Raw genomic sequence first — 20,760 nt, 5'->3', positions numbered from 1 at the left:
CTCAACCGGGCTAGGCCTATTTGCCACCCAGAACGATCTGCGTACCTGTTTCACCTTGCCCGAGGCGCGCCAGATGGAGCCGTGAGGGGCCGTCATCCGCACGAAGGCGCAGAACCGCCTCAAATCCCTGCCGCGCCGCCTCTGTATCGCCCTGATGCAGCAAGACAAAGGCAGATTCATACGCAGCCAGCCAGTCTGCGCCAGCCTCTGTTTCGCTCATAGGCTCGACGCAAGGCAAGGGTTCGGCGCGCCCCTTGACCACCAGATCGCCGATGGGGCGGTAACGAAAGCCCGGAGCATGGGCCGCGGCTGCGGCGCTGACACAGATCCGCGTGCCCAGATACTTGTTGGCGCCTTCAAGGCGGGCGGCGGTGTTCACCGTGTCGCCAATGCTTGTATAATCGAAAAACCGGCTACCGCCAAAATTACCGACGACAGCCTCACCCCTGTGCATGCCGATGCGGGTGACGCCAAGTGGAATGCCCTCCGCCGCCATGTCCTTGCGGAAGCCCTCACAGAAGGCATCCACCGCCAGTGCCAGCTTGACCGCCTTGAGACTTTGCTCCGGGTCATCCTCAGGCGCACCGAAGAAGCCGACCACCGCATCGCCGATCAGCTTGTCGATGGTGGCGCCGTGGCTGACGAAGAGATCGCACATGCGGTCAAGGTACCGGTTCAGGATGGTGGCGACCTGATCTGCCGTCAGCTGCTCAGACAGGGTGGTGAAGCCCTCCAGATCCGTGAACACATAGGTGACTTCACGCTTTTCCCCGCCAAGCGCGAGGCTCAGCCTGCCCGACGTGAGCCGTTGCACGACTTGCGGGCTGACATAGCGGGAGAAGGCGGTGTTGAGAAAGGCGCGCTCCGACCTGTCGATGCGCCAGCGGAACAGCGCCAGCAGCAGCGCAGAAGTGATGGCCGCGGCCGGTAAGGTCAGCACCGGCACTTGCAGGATCTGCAGGCGCAGCAGCAGCGCGGAAATGGCAAGGCATGCGAGCGAGGTGAGGGAGAGAACGAGGAAGAACTGGCCGGGCTTCGGCGTCAGGGTGAAGCCCGTGACAGTCAGCACGGCGGCAAGAGCGGCCAGCAGCAGGCCTGCCTCCAGCGGCAGGGCAGGCAGGCTGCGGCCTTCCAGCACCTGCGCCAGAATATGCGCATGGATGGCAATGCCCGGCACGGTGCCATCCTCGGAACCGGCCAGTGAAACCATGGGGGCCGGGTGCTGGTCAAGATGCGGCAGGTCGGTGCCGATCAGCACGTATTTCCCGGCAAGCCATTCATCCGGCAACAGGGCCGCGGTGTGGGCGGGGTACTGCGGAAAGGCGGTGAGGCCATCGCCTTGCGGCGCCTGATAGAGAATGCGCCCGTGGGGCGGCGGCGTGCCGGCTGCTTCGGCGGCAAGCGCTGCCGTGAAGGTCATTATGGGGGCGCCGTCCCGGTCCTTTGGGAAAGGCAGGTGCCGCACGATGCCGTCCGCATCGTCCCGCTGCAGCACGATGGAGCCATGGCCGCGCCCGCTGACGGAATGCCCTAGATAAAGCCTCTGCTGCGGTGTCAGGTCGTTTAGGTCGCTGGCAACGGCCAGGATCACGGGGCTTGGCGCCTCGTCGATAGCGGCCAGCAGATCGGCATCCTTCACCGGGTCGCTTGGGCCATCGAACAGAATGTCGATGCCGATGGACTTGGGGCCGGCGGCGCTGATGCGGCGGATCAGGGCGGCGAGAAAGCCACGGTCGATGGGCGAGCGGTAGGGGAAGGCGGCCAGGGTTTCCTCGGTGATGGTGAGGATGACGATATCCTCGCGCCGTTCCGCCGGAGTGCCGCCTCCTGCAAACAGGATCACATCGCCAAGGCGCGGCTCCAGCCGCGTCGCAACGGGCAGGACCAGCAGCAGCGCAAGGCAGGCAGCCAGAACCGGTGCCAGCCGCCGCTGCAAGGGCCCCGCAAGTGCGGGTTTGCTGGCCCGGCCCATGGTCATCTGGGCACGTCGAAGCGGCGCACGTCCGAGCGGCTGCCGTCCTTGTAGGTCAGTTGCACGGTGATGTAGGACGTGCTGCGCGGCACCTTCATATAGACATCCGACCCCGGCCCGGAGCTGGGCACGGCATGAGGATTGTCCGGGTCACAGGGGCCTGTTTCGAAAGCGGTATCCGGCTCATCCTTGTTGATGCCGTAGCGCACGCTGGACAAGGCACAGCGGTAGCTGATCAGATGGGTGAAATAGGCGAGCCTGTCACCGGTGCCGCCGAAGGAAACCCAGCTGTTCCAGAAACGCTCCAGAATGTCCTTCTGTCCTGCAATCAGCGCCGTATCCGGATCGAAACGCAGCGTATAGGGCCCCTGCGTCTCGCCGCGCAGATTGGTATATTGCACCTCGATGTCCATGGCCGCCGCCGAGCCCGGCAGCTCGAAGCCGGGATAGGGCAGGGGCTGACCGGTCGCCGGGTCCATCGCCCCGCTCATGACGCCAGTGGAACGGAACTCCCCGCCCGGCAGGCGCACGAAAATTTCCCGTGCCCTGTCGGCGATGGAGAGTGTCATCAGCCAGCCCTGATTGCTGCGTGTGGCGGAAAGCTGCAGCGGATTGGACATGGCCGCATCGCTCATCGCCGAAAGTGCGGCAAGGCGGCTGCGGGCATCCTCCAGCCAGCTGGCGGCCATCTGCTGGTCGATGAAGTAGCGCAGCACCTTGCCTTCATCCGCCGCCTGAACGAACCTGCTCAGCAGGTCCTTCTCCTTCGTCTTGTCGGCCAGCGATTGCTGGCCGAGGCGGCTCTGCGAATAATCAAGGCTGAGTTCGTAGAGGGCAGGGCCGAAGTCTGGATAGGCCTCGATGAAGCTGTCCAGACGGCGCACCCGCTCGTCCCGTTCTTCCAGCAGGATCGCAGCAAACAGCGTTGCCGGATCGCGCCGCCCGGCCGACAGGGAGCGGTAGACCTCCCGCGCTCCGGCGCGTCCCTCCTGCACCTTCAGCACCGCCTGAAAGCGTAAGTGAGGATCGATCTGCGGCTCGCCGAAGGCAAAGAACTTCAGGTAATCGGCCCTTGCGCCCGGATAGTCGCCCTTCAGCTCCCGCAGGCGCGCATTGGCATAGAACTCATGCGGGCGCTGCGGATTTTCCACTAGCAGCGAGCGGCTTTGCAGGGCAGCAAAAAGCTGTTCGATCTGCCCGGTATCCGCCGCAGGCAGGCTGGCAAGGCGCATGCGCGCCAGTTCGGCAAAGGCGCCAGCGGGAAAGCGCTCCAGATAGGCTTCATAGTCGGCGGCGGTGCGGCTGTCCTTCACCCCGTTCCAGAACACCAGTTCCTGCTGCAGCGCCTCGGCGGTGGCCGCAGGGGCAGGACTGGCACCCTCAGCTTGCCCGCTGTCTGCAGCAGGCGTCAGGATGATGTCGGTGGTGAGGGACGAATGGTCCCAGGGCACCTGTGCCCCATCCGTCGCCGTCACCACATCCTGCCGCACCCGCTTGAACACGGTTTCGATGCTGGCGCCCGGCACCAGGATTTCCCGTGCGATGGCTGCCGAATAGGGGCTGTTGAGCCCCTCGCCATCGGTTGCCGTGCTGCCGGGTGCCGTTGCAAAGGAAATGAAACTGCCGCGCGGTGTGCCCGTCAGCAGTGTCAGCCCTCCTGCGCTGCCGCCTGCCGACCGGCTCAGCGCCGTGTTTCGGCAGGCATCGAGAATGATGATGTTCGGCCCGTCATGGGCTTCTTCCACCGCCGCCAGAACCCAGTCCACCGGCAGCGCCTCGAACTCCGCATCCACTTCCTCGCGCAGGTCCGCACCAAGCGGGGCCAGATAATTGCGCCCGCCGGCTGCAAAGCCGTGGCCGGAGTAATAGACCGCCGCCAGCGTGCCGGAGGGGGCGGCCTTGAGCCTTGCGGTGAAGTCGCGCACGGCAGCCTTCATGGCGCGCAGGTCCGCGTCCATCACCAGCGTCACGTCAAAACCCGCGGCCTTGAGGCTGCCCGAAATCAGCGCCGCATCATTGGCCGGGTTCTTCAGGGCAGGCAGGGCAGCGCTGTCATAGGCGGCATTGCCGATCACCAGCGCGAGGCGGCTAGCCGTGCCCTCCGCACGTGCCGGAACCATCGCGACCAGCAGCATGAGACAGAGCAGGGCGGTCCCCAACATTGCAAGGGCGGCCCTGCGAGGGGCTTCGGCCATCTTCTGCAACGCGCTGTCAGCCTGTGTCATGCCTTGTCCTTGCCCGTGCCGGCGTTCGAAATGGTGTCCGTGCTTCTGACGCTCTGGATAATCCCCAGCACGCGGTGAAAGCAACCTGCGGGAAGATAGCTTACTGCAAATTGCCTCTTCCGCTGTGTTGCCTGTCACGCCCTTGCGGGTTCCCGCTGTCAATTGAGTGGAAATGATCGATGGTTTTTTCGCCGACTAAGCAAGCAATCCAAGGTGAGTGGAGATATAAGGTTGGCTTATATTCATGATCACTCCTGCTTACACAAGGATAAGATCCCTGCTTAAATTTGCTTAAGTCATCAAAAGGTCAGCAAGGCTTCGTCAATCTGTCATACGGAGACTTGCATATGCGCCCCTGAACAAGGAGCGCAGGATGTCGCCGCAAGCAGTCGAACTTTCCGGAATCCGCAAGACCTTTGGCAGCGAAAGCGTGCTCAAGGGCATTGATCTGTCTATCCGCCCGGGTGAATTTCTCTCGCTGGTCGGCTCCTCCGGCTGTGGCAAATCCACGCTGCTGCGGGTCATCGCCGGGCTGGAAACGCCGGATCAGGGCAAGGTCACGATCGGCGGCTCGGATGTGACCGGCATGGACCCGAGCAGCCGCAACCTTGCCATGGTGTTTCAGTCCTACGCGCTTTATCCGCACATGAGCGTGCGGCAGAACATTGCCACCCCCTTGCGGATGCGCCGTCTGCCCGCTTCCGCCCGCCTGCCGCTGGTGGGGGGGCTGATGGCGCCCAGGGCAAAGCTCGCCGGAATTTCTGCCGCTGTCGAGGACGCGGCCGAAACCCTGCAGATCGGTCATCTGCTGGACCGCAAGCCCGCCCAGCTTTCCGGTGGTCAGCGCCAGCGTGTGGCGCTTGCCCGGGCGCTGGTGCGCTCTCCGGCCGCCTTCCTGATGGATGAGCCGCTGTCGAACCTCGACGCCAAGCTGCGCGCCCATATGCGCGAGGAACTGGCTGCCTTGCACCGGCGGCTGGGGGCGACCTTCATCTATGTGACCCATGACCAGATCGAAGCCATGACCATGTCGGACCGCATCGCGCTGATGTCGGAAGGGCGGATCGAACAGCTGGGCACGCCGGACGAACTCTACCGCCGTCCGGCGACGCTGACCGTCGCCCGCTTCATCGGCATGCCGGCGATCAACCTTCTACCAGCCGAAATCAACGCTGAAGGCCGTGTGCATGCGCTGGGGCTGGATCTGGGCGTACAGGTCGCCGCACAAGGGGCCGAAACCGCCACCATCGGCCTGCGGCCCGAAGATCTGGCACCTGCCTCCGAGGGGCTTGCCGTGCGCGTTCTGCGCGCTGAAATGCACGGGGCAGACCGCTATGTCAGCTGCGCGCTTGCTGGCCATGACGATCTCATCCTGACCTTCCGCCAGTCTGCCGCCGAGCCTCTGTCTGTCTCGCCGGAAGGCACGCTGAACCTCGCATTTTCACCTGAGCGGTTGCATGTCTTCGGCGCCGATGGCCTGCGCCGGGAAGCCGCAACTGCGGGGAGGGCGGCTGCATGAGCGTGACCAGCCTCGGCCTTGAGAGCGGAGAGGCCGCGCCCCTGCCGCGCCACCGTTCGCGCATGGAGCGGCGCATGATGACGCGGGGGCTGATGTTTGCCGCGCCCGCCAGCCTGCTGCTGCTTGGCATCTACATTCTGCCCGTCATCATCCTTGCCGGGTTTTCCGTCACCGATTATCAGCTCGGCGCGCTGTCCTTCCGTTTCATTGGCCTTGATAACTTCGCGCAGGCCTTCTCCGATCCTGTGTTCATGCGGGCACTGTGGAATACAGTGCTTTATGCGGCCCTGGTCATTCCCTTCGGCGTTGGTCTTGGGCTTGGCGCGGCGCTGCTGGTCAATGCCCGAAAGCGCAGCCGCAGCTTCTGGGAAGTCGCCTATTTCCTGCCCGTCACGGCCACGCTCGTCGCCATGGCCACTGTCTGGCAGTTCCTGCTGCACCCTTCCATCGGCCCGGTGAATGCCGCCATCAAGTGGCTGGGCTTTGAGCCTGTCTCCTTCCTCTCCGATCCGGCTCTCCTGATCCCTTCCATGGCGATCATCGGCATCTGGCAGGTGCTGGGCTTCAACATGGTGCTGTTTCTGGCCGGTCTCACAGCCATTCCGCAGGACCTTTACGAGGCCGCAAGGCTGGACGGCGCCCGCTCGCCGATGGACCGGTTCCTGACGGTCACCTGGCCGATGCTTGGCCCGACCACGCTCTTCGTCGTGGTCACCACCTCCATCTCCGCCTTCAAGGTGTTCGAGACGGTGGCCGTGCTGACCAAGGGGCGCTTCGGCTCCGAGACGCTGCTCTTCGCGCTCTATCTCGAAGGCTTCGAATATTCCAACACGGGCTACGCCGCCGCGCTGACGCTGATCTTCCTTGCAATCGTGCTGGTGCTGTCCATCGGGCAGACGGTGCACATGGACCGGAAGGTGCATTACTGATGGCCGCCCTTCGCCGCCTTGCCCCGCATCTGGTTCTGGCCCTTGGCGCAGCCTTCATGCTGCTGCCGTTCTACTGGATGCTGCTGACCTCCATCCGCCCGCCTGCGGAGATATTCAATGTCTCGCTCTGGCCATTTCCGGACCAGTTCGACGGGGCGGAGAACTATTCCCGCGCCGCCAGCCAGGTGCCCATGGCGCGCTTCATGCTGAATGGCGCCATCGTCTGCGGCGGTATCCTGATCGTGCAGATCCTGACGGCCGTGCCTGCGGCCTATGCGCTGGCCAAGCTTCGCTTTCCGGGCCGCCGCCTGCTGCTTGGCCTCGTCATTGCGGCGCTCTGCGTGCCCATGCAGGCGCTGGCCCTGCCGCTGTTCGTCGGGCTCGCCTGGACCAAGATGCTCAACACCTATGTGGCGATGATGCTGCCGTTCTTCCTGTCGGTCTTCGCCATCTTCCTGTTTCATCAGTCTTTCCGCAGCTATCCGGACGAAATCATCGAGGCCGCCCGCATGGATGGCTTTTCGGAGATGGAAATCTGCTGGGGTCTGGTGCTCCGCGGCTCGCTGCCCTCGCTTGCCGCCTTCTCGGTCTTTTCCGTGGTCGCCCACTGGAATGACCTCTACTGGCCGATGATCGTCGTCACGGACGTCAATCTCGCCCCTCCGCCGCTCGGCATGCTGTTCTTCGCCGATGCGGAGACGGGCGCCAACTATGGCGCGTTGATGGCCGGTGCCACTCTCATCACCGCACCCATGGTGCTGTGCTTCCTCCTTGCCCGCCGCCATTTCATCGCGGGCATCACCATGACCGGTGTCAAATGACCCGGCCTTTCTCCTCCTCCCAACCGCATCCGGAGACTGTCATGAAGATCACCCGCCGCACCGCCATTGGCGGTCTTGCCCTCGGCCTTGCCATGGCCGGGCTTGGAAAGCCTGCCTTCGCCGATCAGATCACGCTGGACGTGCTCTACAACCTGCCGGGCTTCACCAAGTTCCATCAGCCGCTGGCCGATGAGTTCATGAAGAACAACCCGGACATCAAGATCAACTTCCTTGCCCCCGCCGCCGGCTACAACGAAGGCCAGCAGCAGGTGCTGCGCGCTGCCGTGACGGGCAACCTGCCGGATGTCTATTTCTCCGGCTATAACCTGACGGCGGAACTCGTTCACACGCTTGCCCCGCGCAACCAGATCACCGATCTGTCGCCCTTCATCGAAGCCGAAGGCGGTCAGGCGTTCCTGGATGCCAACTACAGCCCGAAGATGGCCGCTCTCGGTCAGATCGATGGCAAGCAGTACGGCCTGCCGGTCAACGCCTCCTCGCCGATCATGTATATCAACGCGGATCTGGTGAAGAAGGCGGGTGGCGACCCGGACAAGATGCCCACCACCTTCGAGGGCCTGATCGAACTGGCCGCGAAGATCCATGCCCTTGACCCCAAGATTGCCGGCATGGGCTATGACATCAACGGCTGGCCGGATGACTGGCTGTGGCAGGCGCTGATCTTCCAGCAGGGCGGCCGTCTGGTTGATGCGGAAACCAAGACCGTTGCCTTCGACAACGAAATTGGCCTCAACGCCCTGAAGCTGACCCGCCGTTTCGTCACTGAAGGCGGCCAGAACCTCCTGGACTGGGACCAGTCGCGCCAGCAGTTCGGTGCAGGCCTCACTGGCTTCATCTTCTCCACGCCCGCCCACGTGCAGACCATCGAAGGCCTGGTGGGTGACCGCTTCACGCTGAAGACCGCCACCTTCCCGCTGGACAACAAGGACACCGGCGGCGTGCCGACGGGCGGCAACTCTGCCGTGATCCTGACGCAGGACAACGCCAAGCAGGATGCGGCCTGGAAGTATCTGAAGTGGATCACCGGCCCGCAGGCGCAGAACACCATCGTGCGCATCACCGGCTATCTGCCGACCAACAAACTGGCCACCGGCCCGGACTATCTCGCCCCTTACTATGCCGAGAAGCCGAACGTGAAGACCGCTTCCCTGCAGGCCGACCGTTCCATGCCCTGGGCCGGTTATCCGGGCGGCGATTCCGTCCGTATCTGGCGCACCCAGCGCGACATCATCGGCGCCGTCATGCGCGGCGAGCTGACGCCGGAAGACGGCCTGAAGCAGGTGGTTGAACAGACCAACGCCTTGATGAAGTAATGCTTTCCCCCGGCTGTCTGCCTCTTGCGGCAGCCGGGCTCAGCCAATTGACCGTTGAGGCTGCGGGGGCCTGCTTCCCGCAGCCTTTTCTTGCCCCTTGCATACCCTTTCAGGATCGTTTCCATGAAAATCATCCAGCTCACCGACACCCATCTGATGCCCCCCGGCGCTGTGGTGAACGGCGTCGATCCGGAGCGCCAGCTGCGCCTTGCCGTCGAGGACATTCTTGCCCGTCATGGGGATGCGGACTTGATGGTCATCACCGGTGACCTGTGCAATCACGGCGATCCGGAAGCTTATGCGCTGCTCCGCGATATTCTAGCGCCCGTGCCCTTCGAGCTGCGCCTTTTGATCGGCAACCACGACCGCCGCCCGGAATTCCGCGACGCCTTCCCGGAGCATCCGGTGGACGGGCAGGGCTTCGTCCAGTCCTTCAAGGATACGGACCATGGCCGCCTGCTGTTTCTGGACACCCATGAAGCGGGCATGATCGGCGGGCTTTACGGTCCGGACCGCATGGCCTTTCTCGATGAAGCGCTGGCCGGGGCAGGGGATGTGCCCGTCACCGTCTTCATCCATCATCCGCCGTTTGACTGCGGCATCGGCCATTTCGAAAATATCGGCCTGCATGATGACGGTGCGCTGATGCAGCGCCTCGGCGCTCATCCGGGCGGCGTGCGCCACATCGTCTTCGGCCACATCCATATCCCCATGGCAGGCACGGCAGCCAACGGCATCGCCTACAGCTCCGGTCAGGCAACCGGCCACCGCTTCATCACTGACCTCGCCGACCCATGCCCCTGGTGGACCGGCGGCAACCCCACCTACCGCATCCTCCTCCTCGACGCCCACGGCCTGCGCGCCTACACCGCCGAGACATCGCAAGTGGCAACAAGCCGGGCAGCGCTGTGCGAGGGGCCGTGAGGGGGGAAATGATTGCTGCTTGATCGCACAACTCCTGATATCGTATTGAAGTCAATGCGCTAGGCAGGGAGCAAGATTGGCAGTGTCTGCAAATTTTGGACATCTGAAGGATATCAGTCCGGAACTTCACCGTCTTGGGGTGCTGGCTGAACGTTTCTTTGCAGATGATGCAAATACGTCCCTGATCAAAAGCCGCCAGTTCGGTGAGTTTTTGGCCAAGGAGATTGCTGCGCGAGCAGGGTTTTATGATCCGGCCGCGCGGGAGACGCAGGTGGACCTGATCCGCCGGCTTGCCGCCGAACAGATATTGCCGAGGGATGTTGCCGGCATTTTCCATGCAGTCAGAAAGGCCGGCAACGAGGCTGCCCACGGTATAGGTGGTTCGTCTTCCGATGCTCTTTCTGCGCTGCGGTTCTGTCATGCGCTGGGCGTGTGGTTCCGAAGAACCTGCGGGAGGGATTCTGGGTTCAATACTGGCCCCTTCGTGCCGCCGCGTGTGTCAAGAGACATTGACTCTGCCACTCTGGCCGAGCTGGCGGCCTTGCGCCAGCAGGTGCAGGAGGCTGAGGCGAAACTGGCTGCGGCCCATGCGTCCGCTGAGGAGCTGGAAAGAGCCCGCCTTGCAGCGCAGGAGATGGCCCGGCAGGCTGCAGAAGAGAGTTCTGTCTGGGAACAGACAGCAATGGAGCTCGAAGCCAATCAGGCGGCTTTGGCTCTGAGGCTCAAGGAACTGCAGTCAGATGCTGCCGCCCAGCCGCAGGCAACGCTTCTGGCATTCCGCCAGGCGGGCATGGAGGCGGCAAACAGGCTGGAACTGGACGAACGCCAGACCCGCCAGCTGATTGATGTGCAGCTGTCGGATGCCGGATGGGAAGCCGATTCCACGTCCTTGCGTTATTCGAAGGGCACAAGGCCGGAAGAGGGGCGCAATCTTGCCATCGCCGAATGGCCCACAGAAAGCGGCTCTGCCGACTATGCGCTGTTTTGCGGCCTGACCTGCCTGGGCGTGATCGAAGCCAAGCGGGAGGCCGTGAATGTGCAGTCTGCCCTGTCTCAGGCCGAGCGTTATGCCCGCCATATTCGGCTGAGCCCTGAAATGCTGCCTGGGGATGATCCGTGGCAGTATGGCATCGACGAGCCTTTCCGGGTGCCGTTTGTCTTTGCCACCAATGGCCGACCGTTCTTGCGCCAGTGGCTGGCTGGATCGGGCATCTGGTACAGGGACGTGCGGCGGCAGACCAACCATCCGCAGGCCATGCCAAGCTGGTTTACGCCGAAGGATCTCCTTGAAAAGCTGCGTATGGATGTGGACGCCGCTGCGCTCGGGCTTGCCGAAGACAGTTTCGGCCATGGGCGGTTGCGGCCCTATCAGGAGAAGGCGATTTCTGCAGTGGAGGAGGCGATTGCCCGGGGGCAGCGCGAGATCCTCATCTCCATGGCGACGGGCACCGGAAAGACACGCACGGCCATTGCGCTGATGTACCGGCTTTTGAAGCACAGCCGCTTCCGCCGTATCCTCTTCCTTGTTGACCGCAAGACGCTTGGCAAGCAGACGAGTGATGCCCTCGACACCACTGAAATCGACGGCATGCTCAACTTTTCGCAGATCTACAAGGTGTCAGGCCTTGAGACGCGCCAGCCGGCAGATGAGGACCGGGTACAGGTGGCGACCGTGCAGTCGATGATTGCCCGTATTCTCAACGAGCCAGACCCGGCAAGGCGCCTGTCGCCCGGCACCTTTGACTGCATCATCGTGGATGAGGCCCATCGTGGCTACACGCTGGATGCGGAGATGAGCGAGAGTGAAGCCGGCTTCCGCAACATTGATGACTACCAGTCCGCCTACCGGCAGATCCTTGACCATTTCGATGCGGTGAAAGTGGCGCTGACGGCAACGGCTGCGCTGCACACCTACGAGATCTTCGGCCATCCGGTGTTCCATTATGGCTACCGGCAGGCCGTCGTTGAGGGCTATCTGATCGATTATCTGCCGCCCCGGCGCATCACAACAGCGCTGGCCGAGGCGGGTATCCACTTCGAGGGCGGCGAGGAGGTGGAGATCATTGACCGCCGCACGGGGCAGATCGACCTGTTCGAGCTGCCCGATGATGTGGAACATGACTATGATCTGGCCGACTTCAACAGGCGGGTCCACTCCGAAGCGTTCAACCGGATAGTCTGCCGGGCCATCGCAACCGAGATTCCTCCGTCCAGGCCGGGCAAGACGCTGATTTTTGCGGCCCGTGACAGCCACGCCGATGATATCGAGCGGCTTCTGGTGGAGGAGCTGCAGGAGGAATACGGCAGGGATGCCATTCCGCACGGCATGGTCGCCAAGATCACCGGAAAGGTTGAACGGGTTGAGGAAAAGATCCTGAAGTTCAAGAACGATCCTCAGCCGAAATACGTGGTGACCGTGGACCTGTTGACCACCGGTGTGGATGTGCCCTCGATCTGCAATCTGGTCTTCGTGCGCCGGGTGAAAAGCCGCATTCTCTATGACCAGATGATCGGCCGGGCGACACGGCTTTGCCCTAATATCGGCAAGGAGCATTTCCGCATTTTCGATGCGGTCGATCTCTATGCTGAGCTGCAGGAAACATCGGATATGCGGCCCGTGGCCGTAAAGCCGGATGTTTCGCTGGACCAGCTCCTGGCTGACCTTGAGAACGCGCCCACGGAAGAAGACCGCAACTGGGTTGCGGGCCAGGTGATCGTGCGCATGCGGGCGCGCATCAAGCGCATGGACGGGGAAACGCAGGAGAGCTTCGAGCGGGTGACGGGGGAGAGCCCGGATACCTTGCTGCAGCATCTGGCAAGCCTCTCCGGCAGGGCGCTGCAGGACTGGCTCGACACCCACCCGCACGCCATATCGCTGCTGGAGCGGCGGCCGGTGGTGCAGGGGGAGGGGATGCTCATCTCCACCCATGAAGACGAGCTGCTGCGCATCGAGGAAATCTTCGGGCGCAACACCACGCCGGAAGATTACATCACCGGCTTCGAGCGTTTCGTGCGGGAGAACATGAACCAGGTTCCGGCGCTGATCGCCGTGACCCAGCGCCCGCGTGACCTGACCCGCAAGGAGCTGTCCGAACTGGCGGGGCTGCTGGACGAGCAAAACTACTCCGAAAGCATGCTGCGGGCCGCCTATGGCCGGGCGCGCAATGCCGATATCGCCGCCCATATCATCGGCTTTGTGCGGCAGGCCGCGCTGGGCGATCCGCTGGTTCCCTATGCCACCCGCGTGGAGAATGCCATCCGCAGGATCGAGGCCTCGCGCAGCTGGACGGCAAAGCAGAAGAAATGGTTGCAGCGGATTGGCCGTGCCTTGAAGGACAGGCCCGTGGCCGATCCGGTGATGCTGGATCAGGACAACTTTGCCGACAAGGGCGGTTTCCAGCACATCTCGCAGGAGTTTGACGGCGCACTGGATGAGGTTCTGCACGCCTTCAACGAAGCCATATGGGGACCTTCTGCCGCGTGAGGCGGAGAGCCTGTTGACCCGCGCCCGCCGCCCGCTACAAACACACACCCGCCAAGCGAACCGGAAAGCCTGTCATGAACGCCAATGCCATCGTCCAGAAACTCTGGCGCCTTTGCACCGTGCTGCGCAAGGACGGCATCACCTATCAGCAATATGTCACGGAGCTGACCTATCTGCTGTTCCTGAAGATGATGGCCGAGCGCAACCGCGAGACGGGCAGTCTGCCAAAGGGCATGCGCTGGGCGGATCTGGTGCAGGCAGGCGGGCTGAAGCAGCTGGAGCACTACCGCAAGCTTCTGGTCACCCTCGGCACTTCCAGCACCCGGCTGGGGCGTGATGACGAGCTGGTGCCCGTGCCTGCGGACAATGCCACGCCGGAAGAGCGCAAGCGCTATGCCGATGCGCGGCCGCTGCCGGAGATGGTGCAGGAGATCTTTGACAGCGCCTCCACCTTCATCCGCGAGCCGCAGAACCTTGCCACCCTTGTCACCGCCATTGACGAGCTGGACTGGTTCTCGGACGAGCGCGACCAGTTCGGTGATCTTTACGAGGGCCTGCTGCAGAAGAATGCGGAAGAGACGAAGCGCGGTGCCGGGCAGTATTTCACCCCGCGTGTGCTGATCGAGCTTCTGGTCCGCCTCATGCAGCCGCAGCCGGGGGAGGTGATCCAGGACCCGGCAGCAGGCACCGGCGGTTTCCTCATCGCGGCAGACCGCTACATGCGCGCCCGCACGGATGACTATTTCGACCTCGGCGAAAAGGCCGCCTGGCAGAAGCGGCAGGCGATCCGTGGCATGGAAAACGTGCCGGGCACCCTGCGCCTGCTGCTGATGAACCTTTACCTGCATGATATCGACAGCGAGCATGTGCATCTGGGCGACACCCTGTCGGACAAGGGCACGAAGCTGGGCCGGGCAAACCTCATCCTCACCAACCCGCCCTTCGGCCCGGCGGGCGGGGCACCGACGCGTGATGACCTGACGGTCACGGCCACCGTCTCCTCCTATCAGCTGCCCTTTGTGGAACATTGCATTCGTGCGCTGCAGCCCGGCGGGCGGGCGGCCATCGTCGTGCCGGACAATGTGCTGTTCGAGGATGGGCGCGGCAAGGCACTGCGGCAGATGATGATGGACTGGTGCGACCTGCACACCATCCTGCGCCTGCCCACCGGCATCTTCTATGCCCAAGGGGTGAAGACCAATGTCATCTTCCTGACCCGGGGCAAGAGCGAGACCGGCAACACGAAAGCCGTCTGGATCTATGACCTGCGGGCGCAGATGCCGAAATTCGGCAAGACCACACCGCTGACGGAAAGTCATTTCGAAGGATTTGAGAAAGCCTTCGGCACCAGCCCCCATGGTGCGGAGCGCGGCCCGGACGAGGGCGAGGCCGGCCGCTGGCGCATGTTCACCCGCGAAGACATTGCCGCACGCGGTGACAATCTCGACATCTCCTGGCTGCGTGAGGCGGAGGAAGAGGCGGAAGACGGCCTCACCGAGCCCGACGACATCGCCGCCGCCATCCTCGGCCACCTGCAGGCCGCCATGCTGGAAATCGAGTCCCTCTCCGCCGAACTCGGCGGCGATCTGCCGGAGGTGGTGGAATGAGCGGGTTGCCGAAGGGGTGGGCTACTACAGATCTCGGAGCAATTGGCGAAGTCTATTGCGGGCAAAGTTCAACTGCCTCTGACGTGAATGGTGAGGGACGTGGCACACCTTACGTGACAGGGCCAGAACAGTGGACAGGGTCCGAAATCGAGCTTAACAAGTGGACAACTACGCCTAAACGCACAGTGCCTGAAGGCTGCATTTTCATTACCGTTAAAGGAGCAGGCGTAGGGAAAATGTTTCCCGGTGTCGCGTGTGCGATTGGCCGTGATGTTTACGCGTATGAGCCCTCGAAGCAGCTTTTGTATCCATTTGTGATGAGAGCGCTTGCGAATACTGTCAATGCCGTCATTCGCGAAGCACGTGGCGATATTCCAGGTCTTTCGAAGGAGCACATTACCGACCACACTGTCCCACTCCCACCGCTGGCCGAGCAAAAGCGCATCGTGGCCAAGCTGGAGGCGCTGAACGCGAAATCCGCCCGCGCCCGCACCGAACTCACCCGCATCGAAACCCTCGTCTCCCGCTACAAGCAGGCCGTGCTCAGCAAGGCGTTCAGCGGGGAGTTGGTCACATCGCAGCGTTCTATTCCTACGGCGCGCGTTGAGGTCCGAGAAATGCTTTCGGAACTTGCCCAAGGATGGAGCCCGAAATGCGATAAAATCTCCGCCAGTTCTGACCAGCAATGGGCGGTTATTACAACGACCGCGATTCAGCCGTTTTCTTTTCAGCCAAACGAAAACAAGGTTTTGCCGACCAATTTATTGCCGCGAGAACATCTTGTAATTGAAGAAGGTGACGTGCTTATAACTAGAGCTGGGCCTCGGGTGCGCTGCGGTGTTTGCTGCTACGTGGAGACAACTAGGCCGAGGCTGATGCTTTGCGACAAGGCCTATCGGCTTCGATTGAAGGATCTGTGCGATCCTAAGTTTTTTGTGTTCATGATGAACTCCCCGGAGCTCCTTTCTCGAATTGAGGATATGAAAACGGGAGGGAATGATAGCGGCCTGAACCTCACCCAGGAGCGTTTCACGAGCCTAGTCCTCCCCACGTGGCCACTTGAAGTCCAACACGAAATCGTCCGCCGCATCGAATCCGCCTTCGCTAAAATCGACCGGCTGGCAGCAGAGGCGAAGCGGGCCCTGGCGCTGGTGGGGCGGCTGGATGAGGCGGTCCTGGCCAAGGCCTTCCGCGGCGAACTGGTCCCCCAGGACGAAAACGACGAACCCGCCGCAACCCTCCTCGCCCGCGTCCGCACCGAACGCGAAGCGGCACCGAAGGTGAAGCGGGGGCGGGGGAGAAAGGCATGACAACGCTGTGTGACCTCGCCACACGGCTTCCCATCGTCATCGGCCTGCCTTTAGCTGCCGTTCGGACGCGCTTCAAGAAAGGAAATTGATGACCTCCTTTTGGGTAAACTCAGCGACGCTCTCGGCTTAAATCAGAAGAAGTCAAAAATAAGCAATCTTTTGAGCAGCTTACGGATGAAGGGGCGGATCCATAACGCGGGATCCAAGACGGCGCCCGAATGGCGCCTTTCGGACGAAGCGTGAACATTCTAAGAAAGCTCTAAGAGAGCTACCAGACTGCTGACAAACCTTCGGCCTCTCCATCGTCATCCTCGGCCTTGTGCCGAGGATCTAACCAAATCAATGGCTTGCAGATGGCCGGGACAAGCCCGACCATGACGAAAGAGGAGAGCTCTGGCTTTGTCAACGACCTTAAAGCTCTAAGAGAGCTACGAAAGGAATTTAAGAAAGCCGGTGGTCATTGATACAGCCACCAGCCGCGCCGGATATAGGAACGTTTTGAGGAGCGTCTGACTTCGCAATGACCATCCCCGATTACCAAACTCTCATGCTGCCCGTCCTGCGTCTTGCTGCCGAAGGTGAAACGCGGGTGGGGGATGCGGCCGGGCGTATTGCCGGTGAGTTCGGGCTGACGCCGCAGGAGCAGGAGGAGATGCTGCCGAGCGGGCGTCAGCGGGTGCTGCACAACCGCATTCACTGGGCGAAATTCTACATGAGCAAGGCCGGACTGATCGTCTCGCCGGGCCGGGGGCGCTTTGTGGCCTCGGACAAGGGCAGGGCGCTGCTGGCCGGCGCTCCGCAGCAGATCACCCTGGCGATGCTGATGCAGGAGCCGGAATTCCGCGCCTTTTATGAGAGCGGGCGCGGCAGCACCAGCGGGGAAGACGCGGCGGGCACGCCGGGGGCGGTTGCTATTGAGGCTGCCGCTTCGCCGGCCACACCGGAAGAGCAGATCGACGCGGCCCATGCGGCCATGATGGCAGAGCTCCGGGATGAGTTGCTGCAGCGCATCCTCGCCAACAGCCCGGCCTTTTTCGAGCAGCTCATCGTCGATCTGCTGGTGGCCATGGGCTATGGCGGCAGCCACAAGGATGCCGCCGCCCAGCTTGGCCGCTCCGGCGATGGCGGCGTGGACGGTGTGGTCAACGAAGACCGGCTCGGTCTTGACCGCATCTATGTGCAGGCCAAGCGCTACGCCCCCGGCAATCCAGTTGGCCGCCCGGATGTGAATGGTTTCGTCGGGAGTCTCGTTGGCCTTGGCGCCACCAAGGGCGTGTTCGTCACGACCTCCAGCTTCAGCGAGCCCGCACGCGACTACGTGCGCCATCTCGCCCAGCGGGTGATCCTCATCGACGGGCAGGAACTGGCCGATCTGATGATCGAGCATGGTGTTGGCGTCAGAGAATACCGCAAGGTCGAGTTCAAGCGGCTGGATGAGGATTTCTTCGGGGAGGAATGAGACCCGCACTCGATGAGTTTGACACATCGAGAGCGGGGCAAGCCTGTGCGGCACACTCCGCCCCCCGTTTCTCCCGCCCTTCAGAACCTGTATTGCAGGCTGAGGCGGCCTGCGTGGGTTTGGGTGGTGGCGCCCAGTTCGCTCTGGTAGGCGAGGGCGAGGCCGAGGGCCTGATCGTTCTTCAGAGACAGCCCCGCCTCGAACAGCGCCGCGTCCCGGTCCAGCGGCGTGCCGGAGACGGTGAAGGCATCCCCCCCATTGGCAAAGCGCAGGGTGGACGAGGGAGTGACATCGCCGAAGGCGTGGCGCCAGGCGAGCGAGCCGCTGAGCGAGGTGGTGAAGCTGCCGATCTGGCCGATGGCCGTTTCACCGCGCAGGCCCAGCGTGGTCACGCCCAGAACATCGTTGCTGCTGCCGCTGCTGAGCGCTGCTGGGCCACCGGTCTCGGTGAAGCCGTCCGTGTGCTGGTTGATGACGGCAATGCCGGCAAAGGGCTCGACGGTGGCCGGGGCCAGATGCAGGGCATAGCCGATCTCGGCAAAGGCCTGCGCGGTCGAGGCGCTGTAGGCCGCCGCCAGCCGGTTGGAAAAGCCGGTGAATGCCACATCGCGGCGGGTGTCCAGAGTGTGCCAGGCATAGCTTGCGCCCAGCCGCAGGCCGATCGCGTCCATCTGCGTGCCCGCATAGAGACCGGCCTGATAGGTGTCGGCAGAGCCGCTGGAGTGGTTCGCAGAGGAGCTGAACTGATTTCTGGAGTAACCGGCCATCATGCCTGTGCGCCAGCCGGGAGTGATTTCCGCATCAACGCCAGTGAGGAAGCCGCCGCCGTAGCTTTCAGCAGCTGCGGTGCTTGCAGTGGCATCTGTCCTGCCCCAGCCGCCGGTGGCCTGGCTCCAGACCTGGGCGCCAATCTGCCTTGCCAGCGGCACGCCGCCCTTGCCGTTGAAGGCCATAGAGACCTGTGTCCCGGTGGACCCGCCAACCCCGCCGGTGGCGGTGATGATCCGCTGCGTCATGCTGTTGCGGCTGGTGCTGCTGGCGGACATGACGGTGCGCTGCACCGTCGCATGGGCCTCGCCGGACAGCATCTGGAATGCCTGCTCCGTCTCGCCCTCGCGCATCGACAGAACGGCATCATGCAGCGCACCCACGCCGGTGGCGCCGATTGCATCAGCAGCCGATTTGCCGTTTGGTCCCGAGGCTCTGGAGACGAAGGACAGCAAGGCCCCGTCCGGCGTGGTGGCACGGTTGAGGGTGATCGTCACAAAATGAGTGTCAAGCCCGGCCGTGTACGCCACCGAGGCATCCAGAAAGGCGAGGTTGTCAGTCACCGTGCTGAACCTGCCTTCGAGGCCGTCAATCGACGTCAAGACCGGATAGCTAGTGGACGGTTTGTAGGCGGCTCCGTCTGCGGCCACGACCGAGAGCGCCGCGCCACTGCCGATGGACACCTTGCCGGTTGATACAACTGCTGTTGCGAAGCTGGAGCCGTTTACGCCCACCTGAAAGGTGGAACCGGATTCGAAGCGGATGCCGTTCGTCACCAGTCCGTTGCTGGCGTTGCCCGGTGCCAGCACGGCACCGGCTGCGAGCGTCACAGCACCGATGCGGCCATTGCCGCCAAGTGTGGCGCCTGAGAGCACCTGAAAATTATTGTTATGAGTGCCGTTTACGGTGAAAACGGTGCCATTGTTGAGGCTGATCTTACCGGTATAGGCGGAGGTGAGATTGAAGGTTCCGGTCTTGTAGATCTCTGCCGTGCCTGTGAAACCGGAGTAGTCGCCAGTGAGCGTGGTGGTGCCGGAGTAAAACGCCAGAGTGCCGGACCCGCTGACCTTGGGAGCAAATACGTAATCCGTGTCCGTGTGATTGAAGACCACGGCACCTGTGCCGGCCCCGAAGGCGATCTCTGCTGCCTGAACAGTGCCTGCTGCCTGCGCCGGCTGACCTGCCGCCGCACCGATGTTCAGCGTGCCTGTGCTGCCAGAGGCAAGGGCGATGTTGATCGTGCCGTTTCCACCAGATGCTGTAACGCTGCCGTCATTTGAAACGGTAAGCGTGCCGGTTGAATTCACCACTCCCAAATAGCCAGCCGGGACCTGGCCGCGCCCGACATAGATCGCATTGGCTTGCAGCACCGAGCCCTTGCCAGTGACGGCTACAGTGCCTGCGCTTGGTTCGGGGCCAAATGTGTGGGTGCCACGTCCATAATCAAAAGTGACGGCCTGCTGTTCATGGCCAATGAAAAGGTTGCCGTTGACCGTAACCTGACCGCCATCTGTAACGTTAAGGGCTCCCTGCCCATAGTTTCCAATGATGAGATTACTTGTTTCAAGCTTTGAGTTGGTGCCCGTGACAACAATATATGGCAGGAAATTTGAAGCACTGCTCACGACTATTTGGTTGCTTATGAGCTGGCCACCAGCCGAGATGGTCAAAGTCCCATATCACCCAATGATGAAAACATCCCCTCGGGAAGGACTGCAGGCTGTGCCGCTGTTGTCGCCATTGATCGTCTCGTCGCTCGCGACGAATGTACCCAGCTCGTCCGGCTCGTAGCCCGGCCAATCCGATGGGAAGCGCGTGCAATTCAGTGCCAGTGCCGCACCAGGGCAGAAGCAGAGCATGGCTGCTGACAGAAGGGCAGCACGGGGGGCGGGCTTGAAGGCGTGATACGCCTGACGGAACCCGTGTGTCGCGTGGTGAGTTGCAAAACTCAAGGAACGTTGCATCGGCCCCTCCGGCATCCGGTTACTTCTTTTGAGCAGCTGCCGCGGTGCAGGGGGGGGGCGGCGGCCAGCACGCCGGACGAACGCATGGCCGTGTCCGGGCATTGGTCCAGCTGCGTTTCACCCTGGCCTGGAGGCCACAGAACAGTCAGACAGATTCAAGACCGTGTCTCCTCCGCCCGGGGGCAGGAAAACCGGGTTCACGCTACACCGGAAAGAACCGGCAGGTGGCGGGCGTGGCAAAAATGCGCCGTCTGGAGGCGAGTTATCCACGTGTGATTCCTTGCGGGCCGTCGCATGACATCGCGCCCGGGAGGTGTGAGGTGCAGAGCTGAAGCGGTCAGGAGCTATCAATTCTGACAATATACTTATAAATTATCGTCAAAAATCCCGCACTTCATATGAAATAAATATGACGCAAATATAATTCCGTCTCTTTTCCTTTCA

Annotated in this window: 12 protein-coding genes; 9 read left to right on the top strand and 3 right to left on the bottom strand. The window is 62.5% G+C overall.

Annotated elements, in window-relative coordinates; genetic code table 11:
- Positions 1–16 precede the first annotated feature (16 nt).
- Positions 17–1,978, bottom strand: a complete 1,962-nt coding sequence (locus tag V6L75_RS10870; RefSeq protein WP_334251541.1) for an adenylate/guanylate cyclase domain-containing protein — start codon at positions 1,976–1,978, stop codon at positions 17–19.
- A complete protein-coding gene (locus tag V6L75_RS10865) occupies positions 1,975–4,197 on the bottom strand; it encodes a caspase family protein (RefSeq protein ID WP_334251540.1) in 2,223 nt (740 codons plus the stop codon). The genes V6L75_RS10870 and V6L75_RS10865 overlap by 4 nt, the downstream gene beginning before the upstream one ends.
- A gap of 373 nt (positions 4,198–4,570) precedes the next feature.
- Here V6L75_RS10865 and V6L75_RS10860 point away from each other — a divergent pair, with 373 nt between their 5' ends.
- The 9 genes from V6L75_RS10860 to V6L75_RS10820 all read left to right on the top strand — a co-directional run bounded on the left by V6L75_RS10860 (position 4,571) and on the right by V6L75_RS10820 (position 17,584).
- Entirely contained in the window at positions 4,571–5,716 is a 1,146-nt protein-coding gene (locus V6L75_RS10860) for an ABC transporter ATP-binding protein (RefSeq protein ID WP_334251539.1), read from the top strand.
- 62 nt (positions 5,717–5,778) lie between these two features.
- Positions 5,779–6,645: a carbohydrate ABC transporter permease gene (locus tag V6L75_RS10855; protein ID WP_425498760.1), complete on the top strand. Its 867-nt coding sequence runs from the start codon at positions 5,779–5,781 to the stop codon at positions 6,643–6,645.
- On the top strand, positions 6,645–7,466 hold the full coding sequence (locus V6L75_RS10850; RefSeq protein ID WP_334251537.1) for a carbohydrate ABC transporter permease: 822 nt from the start codon (positions 6,645–6,647) through the stop codon (positions 7,464–7,466). The genes V6L75_RS10855 and V6L75_RS10850 overlap by 1 nt, the downstream gene beginning before the upstream one ends.
- Before the next feature lie 41 nt (positions 7,467–7,507).
- Positions 7,508–8,800 (top strand): ABC transporter substrate-binding protein, encoded by a 1,293-nt coding sequence (locus V6L75_RS10845; protein ID WP_334251536.1) that lies wholly within the window; start codon positions 7,508–7,510, stop codon positions 8,798–8,800.
- Between the two features lie 123 nt (positions 8,801–8,923).
- Positions 8,924–9,724, top strand: a complete 801-nt coding sequence (locus V6L75_RS10840) for a phosphodiesterase (protein WP_334251535.1) — start codon at positions 8,924–8,926, stop codon at positions 9,722–9,724.
- 82 nt (positions 9,725–9,806) lie between these two features.
- Positions 9,807–13,208, top strand: a complete 3,402-nt coding sequence (hsdR, locus tag V6L75_RS10835) for a type I restriction-modification system endonuclease (protein ID WP_334251534.1) — start codon at positions 9,807–9,809, stop codon at positions 13,206–13,208.
- A gap of 74 nt (positions 13,209–13,282) precedes the next feature.
- Positions 13,283–14,815, top strand: coding sequence for a class I SAM-dependent DNA methyltransferase (locus V6L75_RS10830; protein ID WP_334251533.1), 1,533 nt, complete (start codon positions 13,283–13,285; stop codon positions 14,813–14,815).
- Positions 14,812–16,125 (top strand): restriction endonuclease subunit S, encoded by a 1,314-nt coding sequence (locus V6L75_RS10825; RefSeq protein WP_334251532.1) that lies wholly within the window; start codon positions 14,812–14,814, stop codon positions 16,123–16,125. Before V6L75_RS10830 ends, V6L75_RS10825 begins: the two co-directional genes overlap by 4 nt.
- A gap of 520 nt (positions 16,126–16,645) precedes the next feature.
- Entirely contained in the window at positions 16,646–17,584 is a 939-nt protein-coding gene (locus V6L75_RS10820; RefSeq protein ID WP_334251531.1) for a restriction endonuclease, read from the top strand.
- Between the two features lie 80 nt (positions 17,585–17,664).
- Here V6L75_RS10820 and V6L75_RS10815 read toward each other — a convergent pair whose 3' ends face one another.
- Positions 17,665–19,977: an autotransporter outer membrane beta-barrel domain-containing protein gene (locus tag V6L75_RS10815; RefSeq protein ID WP_334251530.1), complete on the bottom strand. Its 2,313-nt coding sequence runs from the start codon at positions 19,975–19,977 to the stop codon at positions 17,665–17,667.
- Positions 19,978–20,760: the final 783 nt, after the last annotated feature.

This window comes from Pannonibacter anstelovis (genome assembly GCF_036881715.1).
Lineage (GTDB): Bacteria > Pseudomonadota > Alphaproteobacteria > Rhizobiales > Stappiaceae > Pannonibacter > Pannonibacter anstelovis.
This window is presented reverse-complemented; position numbering and strand designations above follow the sequence as displayed.